The sequence below is a fragment of the Brevundimonas sp. PAMC22021 genome, from assembly GCF_019443405.1.
Lineage (GTDB): Bacteria > Pseudomonadota > Alphaproteobacteria > Caulobacterales > Caulobacteraceae > Brevundimonas.
Map to the genome: position 1 here is coordinate 150,568 of NZ_CP080376.1, position 19,671 is coordinate 170,238.

The 19,671-nt window shown below is 69.0% G+C and carries 18 protein-coding genes, 1 tRNA gene and 1 riboswitch; of the genes, 12 read left to right on the top strand and 7 right to left on the bottom strand.

All coding sequences use genetic code 11. From position 1 onward, the window contains the following. The first annotated feature begins 35 nt into the window (after positions 1-35). The 5 genes from KY493_RS00665 to KY493_RS00685 all read left to right on the top strand — a co-directional run bounded on the left by KY493_RS00665 (position 36) and on the right by KY493_RS00685 (position 2,819). Entirely contained in the window at positions 36-392 is a 357-nt protein-coding gene (locus KY493_RS00665; protein WP_219897100.1) for a hypothetical protein, read from the top strand. Positions 393-431: 39 nt separating this feature from the next. Continuing rightward, the gene (locus tag KY493_RS00670) at positions 432-860 is read left to right on the top strand and encodes an SRPBCC domain-containing protein (RefSeq protein WP_219897101.1); all 429 of its coding nucleotides are present in this window, start codon (positions 432-434) and stop codon (positions 858-860) included. A gap of 76 nt (positions 861-936) precedes the next feature. Next, positions 937-1,176 carry a DUF3297 family protein gene (locus KY493_RS00675; protein WP_219897102.1) on the top strand — a complete coding sequence of 80 codons (240 nt, stop codon included), beginning with the start codon at positions 937-939 and terminating at the stop codon, positions 1,174-1,176. A gap of 64 nt (positions 1,177-1,240) precedes the next feature. Then, on the top strand, positions 1,241-2,680 hold the full coding sequence (locus KY493_RS00680; protein WP_219897103.1) for a M28 family peptidase: 1,440 nt from the start codon (positions 1,241-1,243) through the stop codon (positions 2,678-2,680). Positions 2,681-2,732: 52 nt separating this feature from the next. After that, positions 2,733-2,819: transfer RNA gene (locus KY493_RS00685), tRNA-Leu, on the top strand. Positions 2,820-2,824: 5 nt separating this feature from the next. Here KY493_RS00685 and KY493_RS00690 read toward each other — a convergent pair. Then, complete coding sequence (locus KY493_RS00690; protein WP_219897104.1) at positions 2,825-3,100, bottom strand: hypothetical protein; 276 nt, start codon at positions 3,098-3,100, stop codon at positions 2,825-2,827. 62 nt (positions 3,101-3,162) lie between these two features. Next, complete coding sequence (locus tag KY493_RS00695; RefSeq protein WP_219897105.1) at positions 3,163-4,077, bottom strand: manganese catalase family protein; 915 nt, start codon at positions 4,075-4,077, stop codon at positions 3,163-3,165. A 290-nt stretch (positions 4,078-4,367) separates the two neighbouring features. Here KY493_RS00695 and KY493_RS00700 point away from each other — a divergent pair, with 290 nt between their 5' ends. Continuing rightward, on the top strand, positions 4,368-4,661 hold the full coding sequence (locus KY493_RS00700; protein ID WP_219897106.1) for a hypothetical protein: 294 nt from the start codon (positions 4,368-4,370) through the stop codon (positions 4,659-4,661). A gap of 12 nt (positions 4,662-4,673) precedes the next feature. Here KY493_RS00700 and KY493_RS00705 read toward each other — a convergent pair whose 3' ends face one another. Then, complete coding sequence (locus KY493_RS00705) at positions 4,674-5,591, bottom strand: methyltransferase (protein WP_219897107.1); 918 nt, start codon at positions 5,589-5,591, stop codon at positions 4,674-4,676. Positions 5,592-5,744: 153 nt separating this feature from the next. On the opposite strand from KY493_RS00705, the gene KY493_RS00710 reads away from it, so the two are divergent. Genes KY493_RS00710 through KY493_RS00725 form a run of 4 tightly spaced genes read left to right on the top strand, consistent with a single transcriptional unit; the run spans position 5,745 to position 9,845 of the window. Beyond that, positions 5,745-5,945 (top strand): hypothetical protein, encoded by a 201-nt coding sequence (locus KY493_RS00710; protein WP_219897108.1) that lies wholly within the window; start codon positions 5,745-5,747, stop codon positions 5,943-5,945. Continuing rightward, positions 5,942-8,701 carry a cyanophycin synthetase gene (gene cphA / locus KY493_RS00715; protein ID WP_219897109.1) on the top strand — a complete coding sequence of 920 codons (2,760 nt, stop codon included), beginning with the start codon at positions 5,942-5,944 and terminating at the stop codon, positions 8,699-8,701. The genes KY493_RS00710 and cphA overlap by 4 nt, the downstream gene beginning before the upstream one ends. Further along, positions 8,694-9,521 carry a cyanophycinase gene (locus KY493_RS00720; protein WP_219897110.1) on the top strand — a complete coding sequence of 276 codons (828 nt, stop codon included), beginning with the start codon at positions 8,694-8,696 and terminating at the stop codon, positions 9,519-9,521. Before cphA ends, KY493_RS00720 begins: the two co-directional genes overlap by 8 nt. 42 nt (positions 9,522-9,563) lie before the next feature. Continuing rightward, positions 9,564-9,845 (top strand): hypothetical protein, encoded by a 282-nt coding sequence (locus KY493_RS00725; RefSeq protein ID WP_219897111.1) that lies wholly within the window; start codon positions 9,564-9,566, stop codon positions 9,843-9,845. Positions 9,846-9,965: 120 nt separating this feature from the next. On the opposite strand, the gene KY493_RS00730 is transcribed toward KY493_RS00725, so the two are convergent. Further along, positions 9,966-12,701, bottom strand: coding sequence for a response regulator (locus KY493_RS00730; RefSeq protein ID WP_219897112.1), 2,736 nt, complete (start codon positions 12,699-12,701; stop codon positions 9,966-9,968). Positions 12,702-13,038: 337 nt separating this feature from the next. Between KY493_RS00730 and KY493_RS00735 the strand changes: the two genes are divergently transcribed. After that, positions 13,039-15,246, top strand: a complete 2,208-nt coding sequence (locus KY493_RS00735; RefSeq protein WP_255567944.1) for a glycoside hydrolase family 3 N-terminal domain-containing protein — start codon at positions 13,039-13,041, stop codon at positions 15,244-15,246. Positions 15,247-15,332: 86 nt separating this feature from the next. Then, positions 15,333-16,487 (top strand): glutamine-hydrolyzing carbamoyl-phosphate synthase small subunit, encoded by a 1,155-nt coding sequence (gene carA, locus KY493_RS00740; RefSeq protein WP_219897113.1) that lies wholly within the window; start codon positions 15,333-15,335, stop codon positions 16,485-16,487. A 14-nt stretch (positions 16,488-16,501) separates the two neighbouring features. On the opposite strand, the gene KY493_RS00745 is transcribed toward carA, so the two are convergent. From KY493_RS00745 to KY493_RS00755, 3 genes are all read right to left on the bottom strand, one after another. Then, positions 16,502-16,768 carry a hypothetical protein gene (locus tag KY493_RS00745; protein ID WP_219897114.1) on the bottom strand — a complete coding sequence of 89 codons (267 nt, stop codon included), beginning with the start codon at positions 16,766-16,768 and terminating at the stop codon, positions 16,502-16,504. Between the two features lie 195 nt (positions 16,769-16,963). Next, positions 16,964-18,145 (bottom strand): cystathionine gamma-synthase, encoded by a 1,182-nt coding sequence (metB, locus tag KY493_RS00750; protein ID WP_219897115.1) that lies wholly within the window; start codon positions 18,143-18,145, stop codon positions 16,964-16,966. Further along, a complete protein-coding gene (locus KY493_RS00755) occupies positions 18,142-19,188 on the bottom strand; it encodes a homoserine O-succinyltransferase (RefSeq protein ID WP_219897116.1) in 1,047 nt (348 codons plus the stop codon). The genes metB and KY493_RS00755 overlap by 4 nt, the downstream gene beginning before the upstream one ends. 75 nt (positions 19,189-19,263) lie before the next feature. After that, positions 19,264-19,379, bottom strand: a riboswitch (SAM riboswitch). Between the last annotated feature and the right edge of the window lie 292 nt (positions 19,380-19,671).

Sequence of the window (19,671 nt, forward strand, 5' to 3'; positions counted from 1 at the left end):
TTGTCGGCGCGCCCGGCGCACCCGATGTTCGGTCCATGGCGATCAAGAGCGCATCGACGGAGTGGCGGCAGGTCGTTCTGGTCTGCCGGAAATGCTCCAAGAAGCTGGACGGCGGCTTTGGCCCGGACGGAGATCTGACGCTGAAAAAGGCGCTGCGTCGCTATCTGCAGCTGCCCAAGGGCAAGAAGGGCCGCAAGCACGAACTGGCCGTCGTCGGCGCCGACTGCTTCGGCCTGTGTCCCAAGGGTGCGGTGGTGGCGGTGAACACCGCCCAGCCGGAAGCGTTGCTGGTGGTGCCCGGCGGCGCGGACCTCCTGGAAGTGAAGGCGCGGCTGGGTCTGTCCGATCCGCGTCGGGTCAAGCCGACGCTGACGCTGGTGGAGGGCGGCTGACGCCTTTCCCTTGCCGGAAAGGCGTGCGAAATCACGCCCATGGACACTCGCATCGAAAAGCGCGTCGGCGTGCAGGCCACGTCCGACCGGATCTGGGAACTGATCTCCGACCTGCCGTCCTGGGATCGCTGGAACCCGCATGAGACGGACGTGAGCGGGACCATCGCCTTTGGCGGCGTCCTGAACATGACCGAACATCTGCCGGGCACGGCGGATCGCCGCGTGCAGGCGCGGGTCGGCGAATGGCAGCCGCGCGCGCAGCTCGTGTGGGCGGAGAAGCGCGGCTTCCTGTTCAACACCGTGCGGTATTTCGAGATCGAGGAGCTGGAAAAGGGCAGCTGCATCGTCGCCTCGGGCCTGATCTTCTCGGGGCTCCGGGGCGAGATGTTCCACGACAAGCATCGCAACGCCCTGCGCCGGGTGCACGAGGCGATCGCCGAAGGTCTGCGCCAGGCCGCCGAGGCCTGAACGCGGTTGTCCGGTTGGCAGGGCGTCCCGCCACCGCTATTCAGCCCGCCGATCCGCCCTTTCCGAGGCTCTCCTCATGTCCGACATCCTGCCCGACCGTCTGTCCGTCGATCCCGACAGCCCCTTTCATGACGCGGAGGTGCTGCAACGCGACGTCGGCGTCCGCTTCAAGGGCGAGGACAAGACCAATGTCGAGGAATACTGCGTGTCCGAGGGCTGGGTGCGCCTGGCGGTCGGCAAGGGCGTGGACCGGCGCGGCAAGGCCCTGACGGTCAAGCTGCAGGGCCCGGTCGAGCCGTATTTCCGCAACGGCTAAAGGCCTTTACCCGGCCTTTCGGGCGGGGCTACGGTTCGGCTTCCCGAATCCGGAGTTCCCGTCCATGTCGCTTCGCCTATCCTTGGGCCTGCTCCCGGCCGCCAGCGCGCTTGCGCTCGGCCTCGCCGCCTCGCCCGTCGTCGCCCAGGACGCGCAGACGATCCAGCGCGCCGCGACGATCCGCGACGCGGCGCTGAAGGACAATGTGGCGATGGACTACGTCACCCGGCTGACGACCCGCTTTGGCCCGCGTCCGGCCGGATCGGGTTCCGAGCAGGAGGCCGCCGCCTGGGCCGCCGACTATCTGAAGGACCTGGGCTTCCGGAACGTCCGCGTCGAGAGCTTCCCCCTGGTCGGCTGGGATCGCGGCGAGGAGAGCGCGGCCATCGTCGGCCCTCGACCGCAGCGGATCGTGGCGGCGGCGCTGGGCCATTCGCCCGCCACGCCGGCCGGCGGCGTCGAAGCCGACGTCGTGCGGTTCGACAGCCTTGAGGCGCTGATGGCGGCGCCCGACGGCTCGCTGTCCGGACGGATCGCCTATGTCGACGCCGGCCGGATGGTGCGGATGCAGGACGGATCGGGCTACGGCGTGCTGTCGCGCATCCGCAGCAACGGACCCGTCGAGGCGATGAAGAAGGGCGCCGCCGCCTTTGTGATGCGCTCGGCCGGCACCGACGAGCACCGCATGCCGCACACGGGCACGACCCGCTATGTCGAAGGCCGCCCGACCCTGCCGGCCTTTGCGCTCAGCGCCCCGGACGCCGATCAGATCAGCCGCATGGTCGAAGGCGGCGAGACGGTGCGCCTGCGCCTGTCCTCCACCGCCCGCACCTATGAGACGACATCGCAGAACGTGATCGCCGACCTGCCGGGCCGCTCGCGCCCTGATGAGGTGATTGTGCTGGGCTCGCACATGGACAGCTGGGACCTGGGGACCGGCGCCATCGACGATGCGGCCGGCGGCGGCATCACGATCGCGGCGGCCAAGGCGATCATGGAGTCCGGCCGGCGACCCGCCCGCACCGTTCGCGTGGTCCTGTACGGCTCCGAAGAGGTGTCCCAGCCCACCAACACCGGCAACGGCGGCGGCGCCTATGTGCGCGGGATCGGCGAGGCGGTCTCGACCCACATCGTGGCGGGCGAAAGCGACTTCGGCGCCGACCGCGTCTATGCCCTGCGCCTGCCGCCGGGCGGAGCGGGCACCGAGTTCCAGCGTGCGGCCTCTCGCGTGCTGGGTCCGATCGGCGTTCTGGCGTCGGCCGAGCCCGAGTTGCACGGCGGCGTCGACATCGGTCCGCTGGCGGAGGTCGGCGTGCCGGTGTTCACCCTGGCCCAGGACGGCACGCGCTACTTCGACCTGCACCACACGGCCGACGACACCCTGGACAAGATCGATCCGGCGCAACTGACCCAGAACGTCGCGGCCTGGGCCGGGCTGATCTGGCTGATCGCCGACTCCGACGTCGATTTCCGGACCATGCGGACGGCGGCGACAACCCCCTAAACCCGCGTTGGCGAGGCGCTCCGGCTTCCTTTATAGGCTGGAGCGTCGGTTCGCGGGCGTGGCGAAACAGGTAGACGCAACGGACTTAAAATCCGTCGGGCGCAAGCCCTTGCCGGTTCGAGCCCGGCCGCCCGCACCACGATTTCAGGTCTCGCCCGGCGCCTTGGGGATCGGCTCGTAGCCGACAGGGTCCTGGGAGACGCGCGCGAAGCTGCGGCCTTCCTGCAGACGACGCGTGTTGGGATCGGGTCCGGGACCCTCGGCGCCGGGACCGATGCCGCCGTCGGTCAGCTGGTCCTGCTCTGGGCTGTCGCCGGGCTGATGGCCCCGGGCGACGCCGGGCGGCAGATGGCGGTCGGGCTCGGCGTCCGGCGCGCTCAGTTCGGAACCCGTCTTGTCCCAATCTTCCTTGTCGTTCATGGCGGTCTCCTTTCGCCGGGAAAGAGAGGCGAGCGCGACCGAAGCCGCGCCCGCCATCACGATCAATCCAGCGCGTGCTTGACGGTGTCCATCAGGCCGCCGCCGTCCTTGGCCTTGCGCGGCTTGACCGAACCGGGGGTGGTCGAGCCTTCGGCCATCTGCTGGGTCTGGGCGCCGGCGTCCGGGCGCGGCGGGGCGAGCTTGGGCTCCTGGCCCAGCGGCTCCATCGCGCGCGAGGTGAACTCGCCTTGGCCGTCCATCGACGGGCCCTGTGTCCAGCGGCCTTGCGGCGGGGGCGAACCGTCCTTGTTGAAGCCCAGGAACACGCGGCTGAACTCCTGGTTCTCCTGTTCCTGCGGGAAGCTGTTGGGGATCGGCAGGTTGGCCGCCAGCCCGCCCATGTCCTCGATCGCCGCCAGCCACTGCTGCTGGTGCATGGTATCGCGCGCAATCAGATAGGACAGCATGTCCTTCATGCCCGGATCGTCGGTCATGTTGTACAGGCGCGTGGCCAGCACCCGGCCTGTCGACTCGGCCGTGACGTTGGCGATCATGTCGGCGGCCAGGTTGCCGCTGGCGTAGACGTGGCTGGTGTCGAACGGCACGCCGTTGGCGTCCGAGGGCAGGGCGGCGAGGCCGGCCGACAGCACATGGCGCATGTCCATGCCGTTCAGCACCGATCCGCCGGCGGTGTCATTGGAGATGTCCTCCTGGATCGACAGCGGCGCGCCTTCCAGGTTCAGGGCGACGGCGGTGGCCAGCATCTCGATGTGCGAGATTTCCTCCGTCGCGGTGGTCAGCAGCATGTCGCGGTACTTGGCCGGACCGCGCGCGCCCCACGCCTGGAAGAAATACTGAAGACAGACGCGGATCTCGCCTTCGACGCCGCCGATCGCCTGCTGCAGCGCGCGCGCGAACACGGGATCCGGCTTCTCGACGCGGACGGGATATTGAAGAAGCTTGTCTGTATAATACATGTCCTAGTCCTGTTGATTCGTGAGTGCATTGGGTCGAGCAAGGGCAACAGGCGGGCGACAGGGCTGTTCCGTAAGGCGGCGCTTCAAAAAACGACGAAGCCGAGGAAGATGTTGGTCGCCTGAACACTCAACCTAACGAAGGATAATGCGGTGCGCGTCTTTTGCTGCTTCGCAAGGCAGAGCTTTCGGCTGTCGCTGCATGCGATCTTGCGGACGACGCGCAAACGCACTTCTCCCGGAACGACGCCGCTCGAATGACGCTTACCTGCAAGACCAGGGAGGACCGGATCATGGAACAGAGGCGAAGGGGTCGCGGGCCGTGGGTGTGGCTTGCCGTGGTGGTGCTGGGCGCCCTGGTGGCCTGGCTGATCGCGGCCGAGGCGCTGTGGCGCAATCCGCAGGCGACCAGCGACAGCGAAAGCGCCGTGGTGCAACCGGCGACCGTTCCCGAACCGCTTCCGGTCACGCCGGCTCAGCCGAACACTACCGGAGCAGACGCGACGGGCGATGCGTCTCGCGGAGAGTCGGGCGTGCGCGGCGACGGCGCCTCGGTGAACAACTCGCCCACCGATCCGCGACCCTGAACCGGATCAGGGTCAGCCGGCGGTGATGACCGCGCCGACGGCGGCGATGCGCTCCACCTCGGAATAGGCAGGCTGGCTGAGCGTGCCGCCGAAGATGTCCGGATCGATCTCTTCATAGGCCAGCGTCATGTCGGCGTCGTTCGCCAGCGCCTGCAGGGCGTCGCGCACCCGATCCTCGCCGCTCACGATGGCGCTGCCGGTATAGAGGATAAACCGGCCGCCGTCCGTCAGGCGCGGCAGGGCCTGGCGCGCCCAGTCCAGCGCCAGCGCCGCCCCCAAGTCCTCGCCGCCGTCACGATAGGTGCGACCGGTGTCGTCGGCGATGAAGGGAGGATTGCTGCAGATCAGGTCGAAGGCGCCTGTTCCCGCCACGCCGCTGCCTTCCACCGCCTCGACGTCCAAGCCCGCCGCCAGGGCGTTGGCTCGCAGGCAGCGCAGCGCCTTGGGATTGATGTCCGAGCCCTGCACGCGGGCGTCCGGCGCGGACGCCGCAAGGGTCAGGGCGCCCACGCCCGCGCCCGCACCGACGTCCAGGCCGCTGCGGATCGCGGGCCGCCTGCCGAGTTCCTGGTGCAGCAGGCGGACATAGCGATAGCTGTCCGGCCCCAGAAACACCGCGTCCTCGTCGTTCGTGGGCGCGGAATGGGCATGGAGACGCTCATCGACGCTGCTCACGCGGATCGTGGCGCACAGGCGGTCATTCTCGGCGGCGCGAAGCACGTCCGCCTGCTTCATCAGGTGCAGCAGCGGCTCGGGCATCTGCTCGGCCCGAAACGGACGGCTCCAGCCGAAGACGTCGCGCAGCACGTCCGCATCGACCGCATCCCGACGCCTGCGCACCCGCCCGTGGGTCGATGGCGTCGGCATGATGAAGCGGTAATCCTCCGCCTTCAGCTCTCGCAGCAGGGAGACAAGCGCCTCTTCGGTCATGGGCGAATCCTTTGCAGCGGCAAGACGGTGAGCGGCATCAATCCGCGGCCTCATCGGCGGTTCCGATCAGGGCTCTCGAAGGCGCAGGAACCGCCGCGATCCTGGCGGGTTTCCACCATCCCGAATGTGGACGGCCGGCGGCCGGAGGGCGATGTGTCTCATCCAGGATATGCGTGGACCCTGCGCCCCGCAGCCGGCTCCGGCTGGCTGTGGCGCATCGTGCGGGCCAGCGACGGCGCGGTGTGCGCGGAAGGTCGGACCGCGACACGGGCGGCGGCGGCGGCGCTTGTCGTGCGCGCGCTGTGCTTTGGCATGACCGCGGCCGATCAGCCTCAGGACCGTCTCGCCGCATGACCCAGGACATGCCTGGAGGCTCGCTCTCGGTCGTGGAGCGCGCCATCTATCGCGGCCCGCACCTGTACGGCCGATTGCCGATGATCCGCATCCGGCTGGACCTCGGCGCGCTGGAAGATTGGCCAAGCGATCGCATCCCAGGCTTCAACGCGGCGCTGGCGGCGCAACTGCCGGGACTGGAGCAGCACGGGTGCTGCTACGGAGAGCCGGGCGGCTTCCAGCGGCGGCTTGAGGCGGGCACCTGGCTGGGGCACGTCATCGAACATGTGGCGCTGGAGCTTCAGACCCGCGCAGGCGCCTCGGTGACGCGCGGCAAGACGCGATCGGTCCGCGGACGGCCCGGCGTCTACGACATCCTCTATGCCTATGAGGACGAGATCGCAGGACTGCTTGCGGGGCGACTGGCGATCCAGATCGTTGATGCGCTGCTGCCCGTCGACCTGCGCGGAGCACGCGGGCTGGGAAGGCTCGTATCCGACGGCGTCGTGGAAGGCGTGCGGACGGCCGAGGCGGCTGGGGGACCGCTTCGTCAGGCTGTGCGTCGCGGGTCCTTTGGACCGAGCACCGCGGCCCTGGTCGCGGCGGCTCGGAGGCGGCGGATACCGGTCACGCGCCTGAACGAGCAAAGCCTGCTGCAACTGGGCTGGGGCGCCAACCAGCGTCGCATTCGCGCCAGCGTCACCGACCGCACCGGCCTGATCGCCACTGAACTGGCTGGCGACAAGTCGCGGGCCAAGGCCATGCTGCAGGCGATCGGATGTCCCGTCGCGCGCGGCGTGGTGGTGCGATCGGCCGACGAGGCGTGGCGGGCGGCGGGCGGTCTGACCCTGCCGGTGGTGCTCAAGCCGCTGGACGGGAATCACGGGCGGGGCGTCACGACGGAGTTGACGGACGAGGCGGGCGTGCGCGCCGCTTTCGATCTCGCCGTCCAGCACAGCGCGCGCGTCATCGTCGAGGAACATCTGCCGGGTCGAGATCACCGCGTCCTGGTGGTCGCCGGCAAGGTCGTGGCCGTGGCCGAGCGCGTGCCGGCGCATGTCGCGGGCGATGGCCGGCGCACGGTGGCGGAACTGGTGGATCAGGTGAACCTCGATCCGCGCCGGGGCGAGGGGCACGAGAAGGTGCTGACGCGCATCCGGCTGGACGAAGGCGCGCTGGCGATCCTCGCCCAGCAAGGGCTGACGCCGAACAGCGTGCCGGAGGCCGGTCTGTTCGTGCCCCTGCGCGGCGCGGCCAATCTGTCGACCGGCGGCACGGCGGTGGACCGCACCGACGACATTCACCCTGACAACGCCTCCATCGCCCGGCGCGCGGCCCTGACGCTGGGGCTGGACGTGGCGGGCGTGGACCTCCTGGCGCCGGACATCACCCGCTCGATCCGCGAGACGGGCGGTGGCATCGTCGAGGTCAATGCGGCGCCGGGCCTGCGCATGCATCTGGAGCCGTCCGCCGGACAGGCGCGGGACGTGGCCGAGCCCATCATCCGCAGCCTCTATCCAGCCGGGTCGCGCGCCCGCATCCCCGTCTTGGCCATCACCGGCACCAACGGCAAATCGACCACCGGGCGCATGGTCGCCCACATCCTGAAGGCGGACGGCCGTGTTGTCGGCCTGACCAACACCAGCGGCGTCTATATCGGCGACGAGCGGATCCACGCCGGCGACGCCAGCGGGCCCAAGAGCGCGCGCATGGTCCTGCGGGACCCCACCGTCGAGGCGGCGGTGCTGGAGTGCGCGCGGGGCGGCGTGCTCAGAGAAGGGCTGGCCTTTGATCGCTGCGACGTGGGGGCGGTGCTGAACGTTCAGGCCGATCACCTGGGCCTGGGCGGCATCGACACGCTGCAGGACCTGGCCAGGGTCAAGGCCATCGTCGCCCGCACCGTCAGCCGGCGCGGCGTGTGCGTTTTGAACGCCGACGACCCTCTGACACGCCGCATGGCGCGGTTGACGAAAGGCCGGATCGCCTGGTTCTCGATGATGGGCGGCCGCGAGAGCCCCGGCTTCTTGCGCAGCCACGTCGAGGAGGGCGGCCTCGCCTGCGTCCATGACGCGGCGACGGGTGCGCTGCTGCTGCATGACGGCGGCGAAACGACCCGGCTGTGCGATGCGGCGGACATACCGGCGACGCTGGGCGGCGCGGCCCGGTTCAACGTCGCCAACGCCATGGCCGCAGTCCTGATGACCCATGCGATCGGCGTCGCGCCCGAGACGATCAGGTTCGCGCTGGCGAGCTTCGCCTCGACGTTCGAGCAGAATCCCGGTCGGCTGAACATCCATGACGCCCACGGCTTCCGGGTGGTGCTCGACTACGCTCACAATCCGGACGGTCTGCGGGCGCTGGCCCGCACCGCGCGCGCCATCACGCCGCCGGGCGGTCGGCGCATCGCCATGCTGAGCATACCCGGCGACCGGCGCGACGCCGAGATCGTCGAGATGGGGGCCATCGCCGCCGCAGACTTCGACCGCATCGTGTTTCGTGAAACCCCCGACAATCGCGGCCGACCGGCCGGCGAGGTGATCCGTCTGATGACGCAGGGCGCGCTTTCGGCGGGAGGCTCCGCCGATCGCATCGAGGGCGTGCGCTTCGAGGCCGCCGCCGTCGATCACTGCCTCGCCATGGCGCGACCGGGCGACGTGGTGGTGCTGACCCCCACTCAGATCGACTCCGTCTGGCGCCAGGTGCTGGATTTCCGGCCAGGCGCGGCCAACGACGCCGGCGATCCGCCGGCCATGATAATGGAGCCGCCCCATGGCTGACGCCGCAGGACCCCTGATCATCATCGGCGGGCACGAGGACAAGGAGGACCAGCGCGTCATCCTGAAGGCCGTCGCCGAGCGCCTGAACGGCGGACGGCTGGTGATCGCCACGGTCGCCTCTCACACCCGCGAGGGCTATTTCGAGAGCTATGTCTCGGCCTTCGGCGCCATCGGCTTGACGGACCTGGTCGAGTTGTATGTCGCCGATCGCTCGCAGGAAGAGATCGCCTCGGCCGTCGCCCTGCTGGACGGCGCCGCCGGGCTGTTCTTCACGGGCGGCGATCAGTTGCGGCTGTCCAGCCTGATCGGGCGGACGGCGGTCGAGACGCGCATCCAGGCCCTGCATGCGGCCGGCGGCGTGATCGCCGGAACATCGGCCGGGGCCTCGGCCATGAGCGAGACCATGCTGGTCAAGGGCCCGAGCAAGGGCTCCTACCGCATCGGCGAACTGCACATGGCGCCGGGGCTGGGGCTGCTCGGCGGCGTCATCATCGACCAGCACTTCGCCGAGCGCGGACGTTTCGGGCGTCTGCTGGGCGCCGTCGCCCACAATCCTCGCCTGCTGGGCGTGGGCGTCGACGAAAACACCGCCCTGGTGGTCGAGGGCGATCGCTTCGACGTCGTCGGCAGCGGCGCGGCCTATGTGGTGGACGGCGGCGGCGTCAGCCACGTCAACATCGCCGAGGCCAAGCCGGAGCAGGCCCTGTCCCTGTTCGACGTGCGCATGCATGTGCTGTCCAGCGGCGACAGCTTCGACCTGTCGGCGCGCCGGCCCGAAGGCGGGCGACATGAAGCGGGCTCGCGGCCTCCAAAGGGCTGAAACAGGGGCGGAACCTCGAACAGGCGGGCTGGTTAGCCTCCCATGACCAATCCGCTGCAGACCAAGGACAAACAATGGCGCGACCGCCCGAACGGAGCGACGCCCGTCTTTGACGCCGGCCTGTCGCCTCTGGGCACCGACGCTGAGGCCGGGGGCGCGCCGGCCATTCCGCCGTCCGACGCGCCTGCCGCACCGTCGACGCCGATGAACGCCACGCCGGACACTGATGGACCGGGCCTGCGGTTGACGCCGAAGGTCTGGTACGGCCTGGCGGGCTTGATCGTGCTGGCCCTGATCATCGCCGGCGTGGCGAGCTTTAGCTGACGCTGCGACGGTGACCGGCGCCCGGCTTCGTCCCGGCTGGCGTGAGAGCCCGGTTCCGGTGAACGGCCTGAACCTGCATGTGGTGGAGGCCGGCAGCGCCGAGATCATCGATTGTCTTCGCTAGGCCTTCGCGGTTGGTCGCGCGTCGGCCGATCCCGCTTCTTCAATATGGGCGCCTGAGCCCGAAGCCGCGCGCGCCGACGCGGCGGTTCGGACAGCATCGGCCAGCGCCTCGTCGTCATAGGGCTTGTTCAGCAGCACGGCGCCTTCGACGCTGTCCTCGACATGGCGATCCCCGGTGGCGAAGACCACGCCGACGTGCGGCGCGACCGCGCGGGCGCGCCGCGCCAGGTCCGGCCCCGAGAGCCCCGGCAGGTTGACGTCGGTGACCAGCACGTCGATGCGCGCGGTGGCCAGGGCGGCCAGCGCCTCCTCGGCGCTTCCGGCCTCGACCACGGTCAGGCCCTGGCTCTGAAGCATCTCGCTGGTGTTGATGCGGATCAGGGCGTCGTCCTCGACCAGCAGCACGAAGGGCGCTTCGGTCGCTCCACGATCCGTGGGCTTGCCATCCGTCGCCTCGCTGTTCTGGACGCCGGTCTTCTGGGCGGTCACCACTTGGCGCAACTTCCGCGCCAAGGCCTCGCGCGTATAGGGCTTGGACAGCAGGTCGACGCCCGCATCCAGCCGACCGCCGTGGACAATGGCGTTCTCGGTGTAGCCGGAGGTGAACAGGACGGCGAGGTTGGGCAGGCGTCCGCGGGCGCGCCGCGCCAGTTCGGGGCTCTTCAGCTTGCCCGGCATCACCACGTCGGTGAACAGGATGTCGATGGGGATGCCGCTTTCGACCACGCTCAGGGCGCTGTCGGCGTCCACGGCCTTGAGTACGCGATAGCCGAGGTCCGACAGGATCTCGACCACCGTGGCGCGGACCTCGGCGTCGTCCTCGACCACCAGCACGGTCTCGGCGCCGCCCGTGACCGGACCTTCCTCTGTCGAGATTTCGATGTCCTCGGCCGCCATGGCGCGCGGCAGATAGAGCTTGATGGTCGTGCCTTCGCCGACTTCCGAATAGATCTTCACATGGCCGCCCGACTGCTTGGCAAAGCCATAGACCATCGACAGGCCCAGACCCGATCCCTTGCCCTCGCCCTTGGTGGAGAAGAAGGGCTCAAAGACCTTGTCGATGATGTCCGGCGACATGCCCGATCCGGTGTCGGTGACCGCCAGCATCACATACTGACCGGGGGTCACCTCGGCGTGGGTGCGTGCGTAATCGTCGTCCAGCAGGGTGTTGCCCAGCTCGATCGTCAGCTTGCCGCGACCGTCCATGGCGTCGCGCGCGTTGATGGCGAGGTTCAGCAGGGCGTTCTCGACCTGGGCCGGATCGGCGAAGGTGTTCCACAGGCCGCCGCCGACCACGGTCTCGATCTCGATCTCCTCGCCCAGGGCGCGGCGCAGCATGTCGTCCATGCCGCGCACGAAGCGGGTGACGTTGACCACCTTGGGCTCCAGCGCCTGGCGCCGGCCAAAGGCCAGCAGCTGCGACGCCAGCTTGGCCCCACGCGATACGCCGGCCATGGCGTTGGTGATCTTGCGCTCGGCGCGTTCGTTGCCGGCCACGTCCTTGGCCAGAAGCTGGAGGTTGCCCGACACGACCTGCAGCAGGTTGTTGAAGTCGTGGGCGACGCCGCCGGTCAGCTTGCCGATGGTCTCCATCTTCTGCGCCTGGGCGAGGCTGGCCTCGACCTGACGACGCTCGGCGATTTCCGCGATCACACGCGCTTCGAGGTTTTCGTTGAGATGGCGCAGTTGCGCTTCGGCGCGTTCCCGGTGCGCGACCTGGCGGGCCAGGGCTTCTTCGCGTCGCGCTCGATCCTCGACGTCGAAGACCAGGACGTGGAAGCCTTCCACATGGCCATCCGCCTCGATGCGGGGGATGTAGCGGACTTCGCAGGCCCGCTCGCCCCTTTTCGGGTGCGGCATGGTGGCGTCGACGACGATCTCCTCGCCGGCGAGCGCGCGTTCCATCAGCGGCAGGCGCGCACGGTAGGTGTCGTCGCCCACGATGTCGCGGACGTGCTGTCCGATCACATGATCGCGCGACACGCCGAACCAGTCTTCATAGAAGCTGTTGACGAAGCGATAGACGTGCCCCCGGTCGACATAGGAGATCAGGACGGGCAGGGCGTCGGTGATGATCCGAAGCTCGGCCTCGCTGCGGGCCAGGCGTCGCTGCGCCTCGGCGCGGTCGGTGTTCTCCAGCACGGTGCACAAGACGCCGCCCACCGCGCCATCGGCGTCATGCACCGGGGTGTAGAACAGGTCGAACGTCACCTCTTCGGCCTGTCCGCTGCGCATCAGCGTCATGGGCTGATCGCGATAGGCCAGGGTCTCGCCCCGGAAGCCGGCTTCCAGGATGCGCCGGTTCCAGTCCCAGATCTCGGGCCAGATGCCCGGGACCGTGCCGCCCAGCGCCTCCGGATGGTTGGCGCCGGCGATGACGCTATAGGCGTCGTTGTACAGCATGATGTGGTCGGGCCCCCACATCAGCACCTTGGCGACGGGCGAGTTGACCACATTGTTGACAGTGGTGCGCAGTTGCGGCGACCAGGTGGAGATGCGGCCAAGCGACGTGGCGCACCAGTCATGCGCACGGATCAGGGCGCCGCAAGCGCCGCCGTCGATCGGCCACATCTCGGGCGCGCGCGACGCCCCGCCCTGCTGGGCGGCCAGCAGGGAGACCGCGGCCTCGATCGCCTGGCGTGCCGGGCCATACAGGCCGGCTTCAGCCTGATCGGAGATCAGCCTTTCCAGCTCGGGCGTCAGGGAGACGGCGTCGATTTTGCGGGTGATCATCGACGGGAAGTGTCCGCAGCGAGCCGAGGTGTCAAGCCGACCGTCCCGTGTGCCTTCCGGCAACGCCCTTTTTGATGTCGGCTTTGAGGGCTATACGGGCGCGAACCTGTTTGCGCCGCTGCGCTCTCATGTCGGCTGGACGAGGGCGCGCCGGGCCGCTACCCGACGACGCTTCTTCGACAAGGCCGCGAGATCCATGATTTCCACTAAGCGCCATGCCGCCATGACCGACCGTCGCCGCGTTCTCTCGGGGATCGGCCTCTTGACGGCGTTGGGTGCGAGCGTAATCGCAGTTCCCGTGCGAGCCGAGGCGCGCGCCGAGACCGGGAGAACGATAATGCGTCATCGCGAGCGGATCGAGGCGTTGATCGCCGCGATGACGATCGAGGAAAAGGCCGGGCAGCTGAACCTGCTGGCCGATCCGTTCCGCTGGCTGCCGATGGCGGTCAATCCGCTGGATGGAACGGGCGATCCGGCGCGGGTCACCACCCTGATCCGCGAGGGCAAGGTCGGTTCGCTGTTCAACGGCATCGGCGCCAAGGCGGGCCGCGAGATTCAGCGCGTGGCGGTCGAGGAAAGCCGGCTGAAGATTCCGCTGCTGTTCGCCGCCGACGTGGTCCATGGCCTGTCGACGATCTTCCCAGTGCCGCTGGCCGAGGCGGCGGCGTTCGACGTCGAACTGGCCTATCGCACCGCGCGGGCTGCGGCGGTGGAGACCGCGGCCTCTGCCGTGCACCAGACCTATGCGCCGATGGTCGATGTGGCGCGCGATCAGCGCTGGGGCCGCAACGTCGAGGGCGGCGGCGAGGACGTGCTGCTGAACAACCTGCTGGCCACTGCGCGGGTGCGCGGCTTTCAGGGCGACAAGGGACTCGACGACCGCGACGCTGTGCTGGCCACGGCCAAGCACATGGCCGGCTATTCGGCGGCCATCGGCGGTGTCGACTACAACACCACCGACATGAGCGAGCAGACGCTGCGCGGCGTCTTCCTGCCGCCTTTCAAAGCGTCGGTGGATGCGGGCTCGCTGTCGATCATGAGCGCCTTCAACGACGTGAACGGCATCCCCGCCTCGGGCAATCGCCGGCTGCTGACCGACATTCTGCGCGGCGAATGGGGCTTCGAGGGCTTTGTGGTGTCGGACTATACGTCCGAGCAAGAACTGATCGCCCACGGCTTCGCCGAAGACGGCCGCGACGCCGCACGCCTGGCGTTCCAGGCCGGCGTCGACGTCAGCATGGTGTCCGGCCTGTACATGGAGCATCTGCCCGGCCTGGTGCAGTCCGGTGAGGTGTCGATGGCGCGGCTGGACGAGGCGGTGCGGCGCGTGCTGACCGTCAAGGCGGCGCTGGGTCTGTTCGACGATCCCTACCGTGGCACGGATGAGCGGCGCGAAAAGGCCGTGGTCGGCTCGCGCGAGCATATCGCCCTGTCGCGCGAAGCCGGGCGCAAGTCGATCGTGCTGCTGAAGAACGACGGCGACCTGCTGCCGCTGAAAAAGAGCGGCCAGCGCATCGCCCTGATCGGACCGTTCGCGGACGACGTGGACAACGTCTGGGGGCCCTGGACGATCTGGGGGGCGCCCGAGCGTCGGGTGTCGCTTGAAACCGGTTTCAGAGCCGCCATGGCCGATCCGGCGCTGCTGACGATCGCGCGGGGATCGGACGTCGAGACGCCGCTGGCCGGCGGGATCGAGGCGGCGGTCGCAGCCGCCCAAGGCGCGGACATCGTGGTGCTGGCCATCGGCGAGAGCGCGCGCATGTCGGGCGAGGCGCAGTCGCGCACCGAGATAGTCGTTCCGGCCCCCCAGCAGGCGCTGGCCGAGGCGATCGCCGCCACCGGCAAGCCGGTCGTGGTGCTGCTGAGAAACGGCCGAGCGCTGGCCTTGTCGGGCGCGGTGCGGAACGCGCCTGCGCTGGTGGTCAGCTGGTTCCTGGGCGAGCAGATGGGCCATGCCGTGGCCGACGTCCTGTTCGGCGACCATGGCCCGACGGGGCGCCTTCCGGTCAGCTTCCCGCATCGCTCTGGCCAGCAGCCCTATTCCTACGACCGCAAGACCACGGGTCGCCCCGCCGATCCTGCGCTGGAGACGCAGGAGTATGTATCCCGCTACCGCGAAACGCCGAATACGGCGCTGTACGCCTTCGGCTACGGGCTGACCTATGGCCAGGCGACCTATGGCGAGGTCGAGATGGCCTCTGCCGAACTGCCGTGGGCTGGGCATCTGGAGGTGGCGATCACCGTCACCAATACCGGCGCCCGCACGGCCGAGGAACTGGTGCAGCTGTATATCCACGACCGGGTCGCCAGCCTGACCCAGCCGGGCCGGTTGCTGAAGGACTTCAAGCGCGTGTCGCTGCGGCCGGGAGAGAGCAAGCGCGTCGCCTTCACCCTTCACCCGTCGCAGCTCGGCTTCATCGGGGCGGACGAACGCTATCGCGTGGAGCCGGGCCTGTTCGATGTCTGGCTCGCGCCGCATGCGCAGGGCGGGTCCACCGCGACCTTCCGCCTCGTCGGGCCGCCCAGCGTCAGCGACGGCCGCTGAACGCGCCGGACGCGTTGACCTGAACGGCGGCGTTCTTTAACGACGCCGCCGTTTGCCCGCCCATATCAGCCGCTAAGGACCGCGCCATGACGACGAAGCTTCTTCCCGGCGCGACCGGCGTTCTGGCGCTCGCCGACGGCACGATCCTGCAAGGCGTGGGGGTGGGCGCTGTGGGCTCGGCGCTGGGCGAGGTGGTCTTCAACACCGCCATGACCGGCTATCAGGAAATCCTGACCGACCCATCCTACATGAGCCAGATCCTGGCCTTCACCTTTCCGCACGTCGGCAACGTCGGAGTGAATGTGGAGGACGTCGAGCAGATGGGCGGCGGCTCGGACACCTCGGCGCGGGGGGCGATCTTCCGCGACCTGCCGACCGATCCGGCCAACTGGCGCTCGGAAGGCTCGCTGGATGTCTGGATGAAGCGGCGCGGCGTGGTTGGTCTGGCGGGGGTCGACACCCGCGCCCTGACCAAGGCCATCCGCGACAAGGGCGCGCCGCATGCGGTGATCGCCCACGATCCCAAAGGCCGCTTCGACCTGGACGCCTTGGTCCAGCAGGCGCGCGAATGGACGGGCTTGGTGGGGCTCGATCTCGCAAAGCCCGCCTCCACGCTGCAGTCGTTCGAATGGGACGAGGGGCTCTGGGCCTGGCCGGAAGGGCATCCGAAGACGGAAGGGCGCAAGTCGGTGGTGGTCATCGACTATGGCGTGAAGCGCAACATTCTGCGGGCGCTCGCCTCGACCGGGGTCAAGGTGACGGTGGTGCCGGCCGACACCACGGCGGAGGAGGTGCTGGCGCGCAATCCGGACGGGGTGGTGCTGTCGAACGGTCCGGGCGATCCGGCGGCGACCGGCGCCTATGCCGTGCCCGAGATCAAGAAGCTGGTCGAAAGCGGCAAGCCGCTGATGGGGATCTGCCTAGGCCACCAGATGCTGGCGCTGGCGCTGGGCGCCACGACCGTGAAGATGGATCAGGGGCACCACGGCGCCAACCACCCGGTCAAGGATCTGACCACCGGCAAGGTCGAGATCGTGTCCATGAACCACGGCTTCACCGTGGATCGCGACAGCCTGCCGGACGCGGTGACGGAAACGCATGTGTCGCTGTTCGACGGCACCAACTGCGGCCTGGCGGTCAAGGACAAGCCGATCTTCAGTGTGCAGCACCACCCCGAGGCGTCGCCCGGGCCGACGGACAGTCTCTATCTGTTCGACCGTTTCGCCGAACTGATGGGCTGAAATGCCGGCCGGCGTCAGGGCAGGCTGAGGAAGCTTTTGTCCTCGCGCAGGGCGCTGGCCTTCTTCACCGCGACGGGCGCGGCGTGCAGCCAGTAGTCGGCGTCGTCGAAACGCTGGGCCTGTTTGCGTTCCAGCCCGCGCAGGCGGCGCGCGGCGGCGTTGGACAGCAGCTTGGCGTGCAGGGCGCGGGGCGACATTTCGGCGATGGCGGGCGAACCGGGGACGGCGACGGCGTCGGGGCCACGGGGCTCAACCGCCGGACGTGTGATGGCGATGAACATTCTTCAGGACTCGGAACGGTGCGAAAGAGCGCTTCTGCGCCGCGAACAACGTATGGTTAACCACAACCCTTGTGGATAGTTCCCATCAGTCCTGAAGAATGTGCGGGAAATCAGGTGCTTCCGCGCCGACTTCCGCCTTAGTGGTTAACCACAAGTTAACGCCGGCAACCAAGCGTGGCAGTAGGAACCTGGCGATCAGGCCGCTTCGCGCACGCGGGACGTGAGCTGATCCAGCGCCGGCGCGAGGTCCGCCAGCAGGTCCTCGACATGCTCCAGCCCGACGGACAGGCGCACCAGGCCGTCGCCGATTCCGGCCGTGGCGCGCTGCTCCGGCGTCATGGCGGCGTGGGTCATGGTGGCCGGGTGGGCGATCAGGCTTTCGACGCCGCCCAGAGACTCGGCCAAGGTGAAGATGTCCAGCGCATCGACCAGATCGCGCACGGCCTCGGCGCCGCCATGCAGTTCGAACGACAGCATGGCGCCGGGGCCCGACTGCTGACGAGCCACCAGTGCGTGGTTCGGATGCGACTTCAGTCCGGGATAGTGGACGACCTTGACCGCCGGGTGGGCCGCTAGAACCTCGGCCACGCGGCCGGCGGTGGCCTGCTGCCGCTCGATGCGGGCGAACAGGGTGCGCACGCCGCGCAGGGTCAGATAGGCGTCGAAGGGCGAGCCGGTGACCCCCGTGCAGTTGGCCCACCACGCCAACTGCTCGTGATCCGCCGCGTCGGCCGAGACCACGGCGCCGCCCACCACGTCCGAGTGGCCGTTGATGTATTTGGTGGTCGAGTGGACCACGAAGTCGGCGCCCAGTTTGATCGGCTGCTGCAGCGCCGGCGACAGGAAGGTGTTGTCGCACACCACCTTGGCCCCGGCCGCATGGGCGCGGGTGCAGATGTCGGCGATGTCGACGACACGCAGCAGCGGGTTGGACGGCGTCTCGACCAGCACCAGCTTGGGCTTGAGCGCCAGCGCCTGTTCCAGCGCCTCCGGGTCGCCCTGATCCACCAGCTTCAACTCGAAATGACCCTTGCGCGCGCGGGCGTTCAGCAGGCGACAGGTGCCGCCGTAGCAATCGTGCGGCGCGATCAGCAGGTCGCCGGGCTCCAGGATCGACAGCGGCAGGTCGACCGCCGCCATGCCGGTGGCGGTGATGACGGCGCCCGCGCCGCCTTCCAGCTCGGCCAGGGTTTCGGCCAGCACGTCCCGCGTGGGGTTGCCGGAGCGGCTGTAGTCGTACTTCCGCTTCTGGTTGAAGCCCGCGAAGGAGTAGTTCGACGACAGATACAGCGGCGGCATCACCGAGCCGTGCGCCGTGTCCGTGTCCACGCCCGTGCGGGCGGCGATGGTGTGCGGGTTGGCGGGGCGGTGGGTCATGCGGCGATGTCCTTGAGGGCGGTGCGGAGGATGTCGCCGACCAGGGCGTCCTCCTTGAGAAAGGCGTCGTGGCCATAGAGCGAGGGAGCCTCGACGAAGCGCCACAGGGTCGGCAGGCGCGCGGCCAGCTCGCGCATGTCGTCGATCGGCACCAGCCGGTCGGAGGTGAAACCGACCAGGGTCACCGGCGTCGCGATGGCCTCGGGCGTGATCTGGTGGCGATCCAGCGAGTCGGACATCGACAGCCAGCGCGCGGGCGTGGTGTGGGTGCGATAGGCCTCGCCCCGCGCCGTCAGATAGTCGCAGACGGGATAGGCGCCGCCCGCCTGGGCGGGAGCCAGGCCATCGAACCGGCCGTCGAACTCCTCGGCCGTGCGATAGGTGGTCATGGCCAACTGACGGGCCAGGGCGACGCCTTCCTCCGGACGACCGGCCGCGACGGCAAACTGCAGGATGCGCCGCTGGATGCCGCGCCAGGCGGTCGCCTGGGGGTGGGCGCGGTGAGCGGCCGAAACCACGACCAACTGCTCGACCCGGCGGGGGAACAGCTCGGCGAAGGCCAGGGCGACCATGCCGCCGTAGGAGCAGCCCACAAAGGCGGCTGCGGTCTCGACGCCGGTCTGGTCCAGAACGAGGGCCAGGAGGCGCGCCTGGTCGTGGGTGGTGATGGTGACGGGCTCTGATCCCGCCTCGGGCTCCGGCGCGAAATCGATCGACAGCACCTGGAAGCGGTCGAGGTCGATCGCGCCGCGCACCGACACGGCGCCCGACCACCAGCCGAGGCCGTTGGTCTCGGTGCGGTGCACGAAGCGGCCGGCCGAGATGCCGCCGGCCACGATGACCAGCGGCGCGCCGGCCCGGCCGTGCAGCCGACCGACGATGCGGCTCTGACCCAGCCGCTCTCCGGACTGCAGCCGGAAGCCTTCGGGAATGGGGGTGATGATGTCGCGGGCGGCGCGACCCGAGATCGACACGCGCGCCGGGGTCGGTCGCCGAGCAGGGCGACAGCGGGGTTCTTCCAGCAGGGTTTCCGTCAGGGTCATCGTCGTCTCGCACCAGTCTCGCTCAGCAAGGCTCGGTGCGGTGACAGATCGTGGAGCGTCGCCTCGTCGATGCTCCACTCATCTCTCGCGGCCCGGCAAAGGACCCCGCAGGAGTTGGCACCGTTTCGGGCGGAACCCGATGGTTGCCCCGGCGTCAAAGGGCCTAATCCCTCAGCCGGTCTTGATGAGTGAGCTTACGGTGTGGGCAAGTCGAGCGCCGGTCAAGAGAAAAGTTTTGCCGCTGGCCGGCTGTGATGAATGCAATGGCGGCGCACGATCTAGCTTTATGGCGCTGTCACGAAAAAAACATGCGCCGGCACTTGACGGCGATACGGGTCGCCGAACATGCTTAGGCCAACTGCTTGCCGGAGCCTCCCCGTGTCTTTCCGTTCCATGTTCACTGCTGAACGGACCGCCGCTGCGCTCGCTGCGACCGGCTTCGGCATGACTATCGGCGGCGCCACCACCATGCCCTCGCGGGCG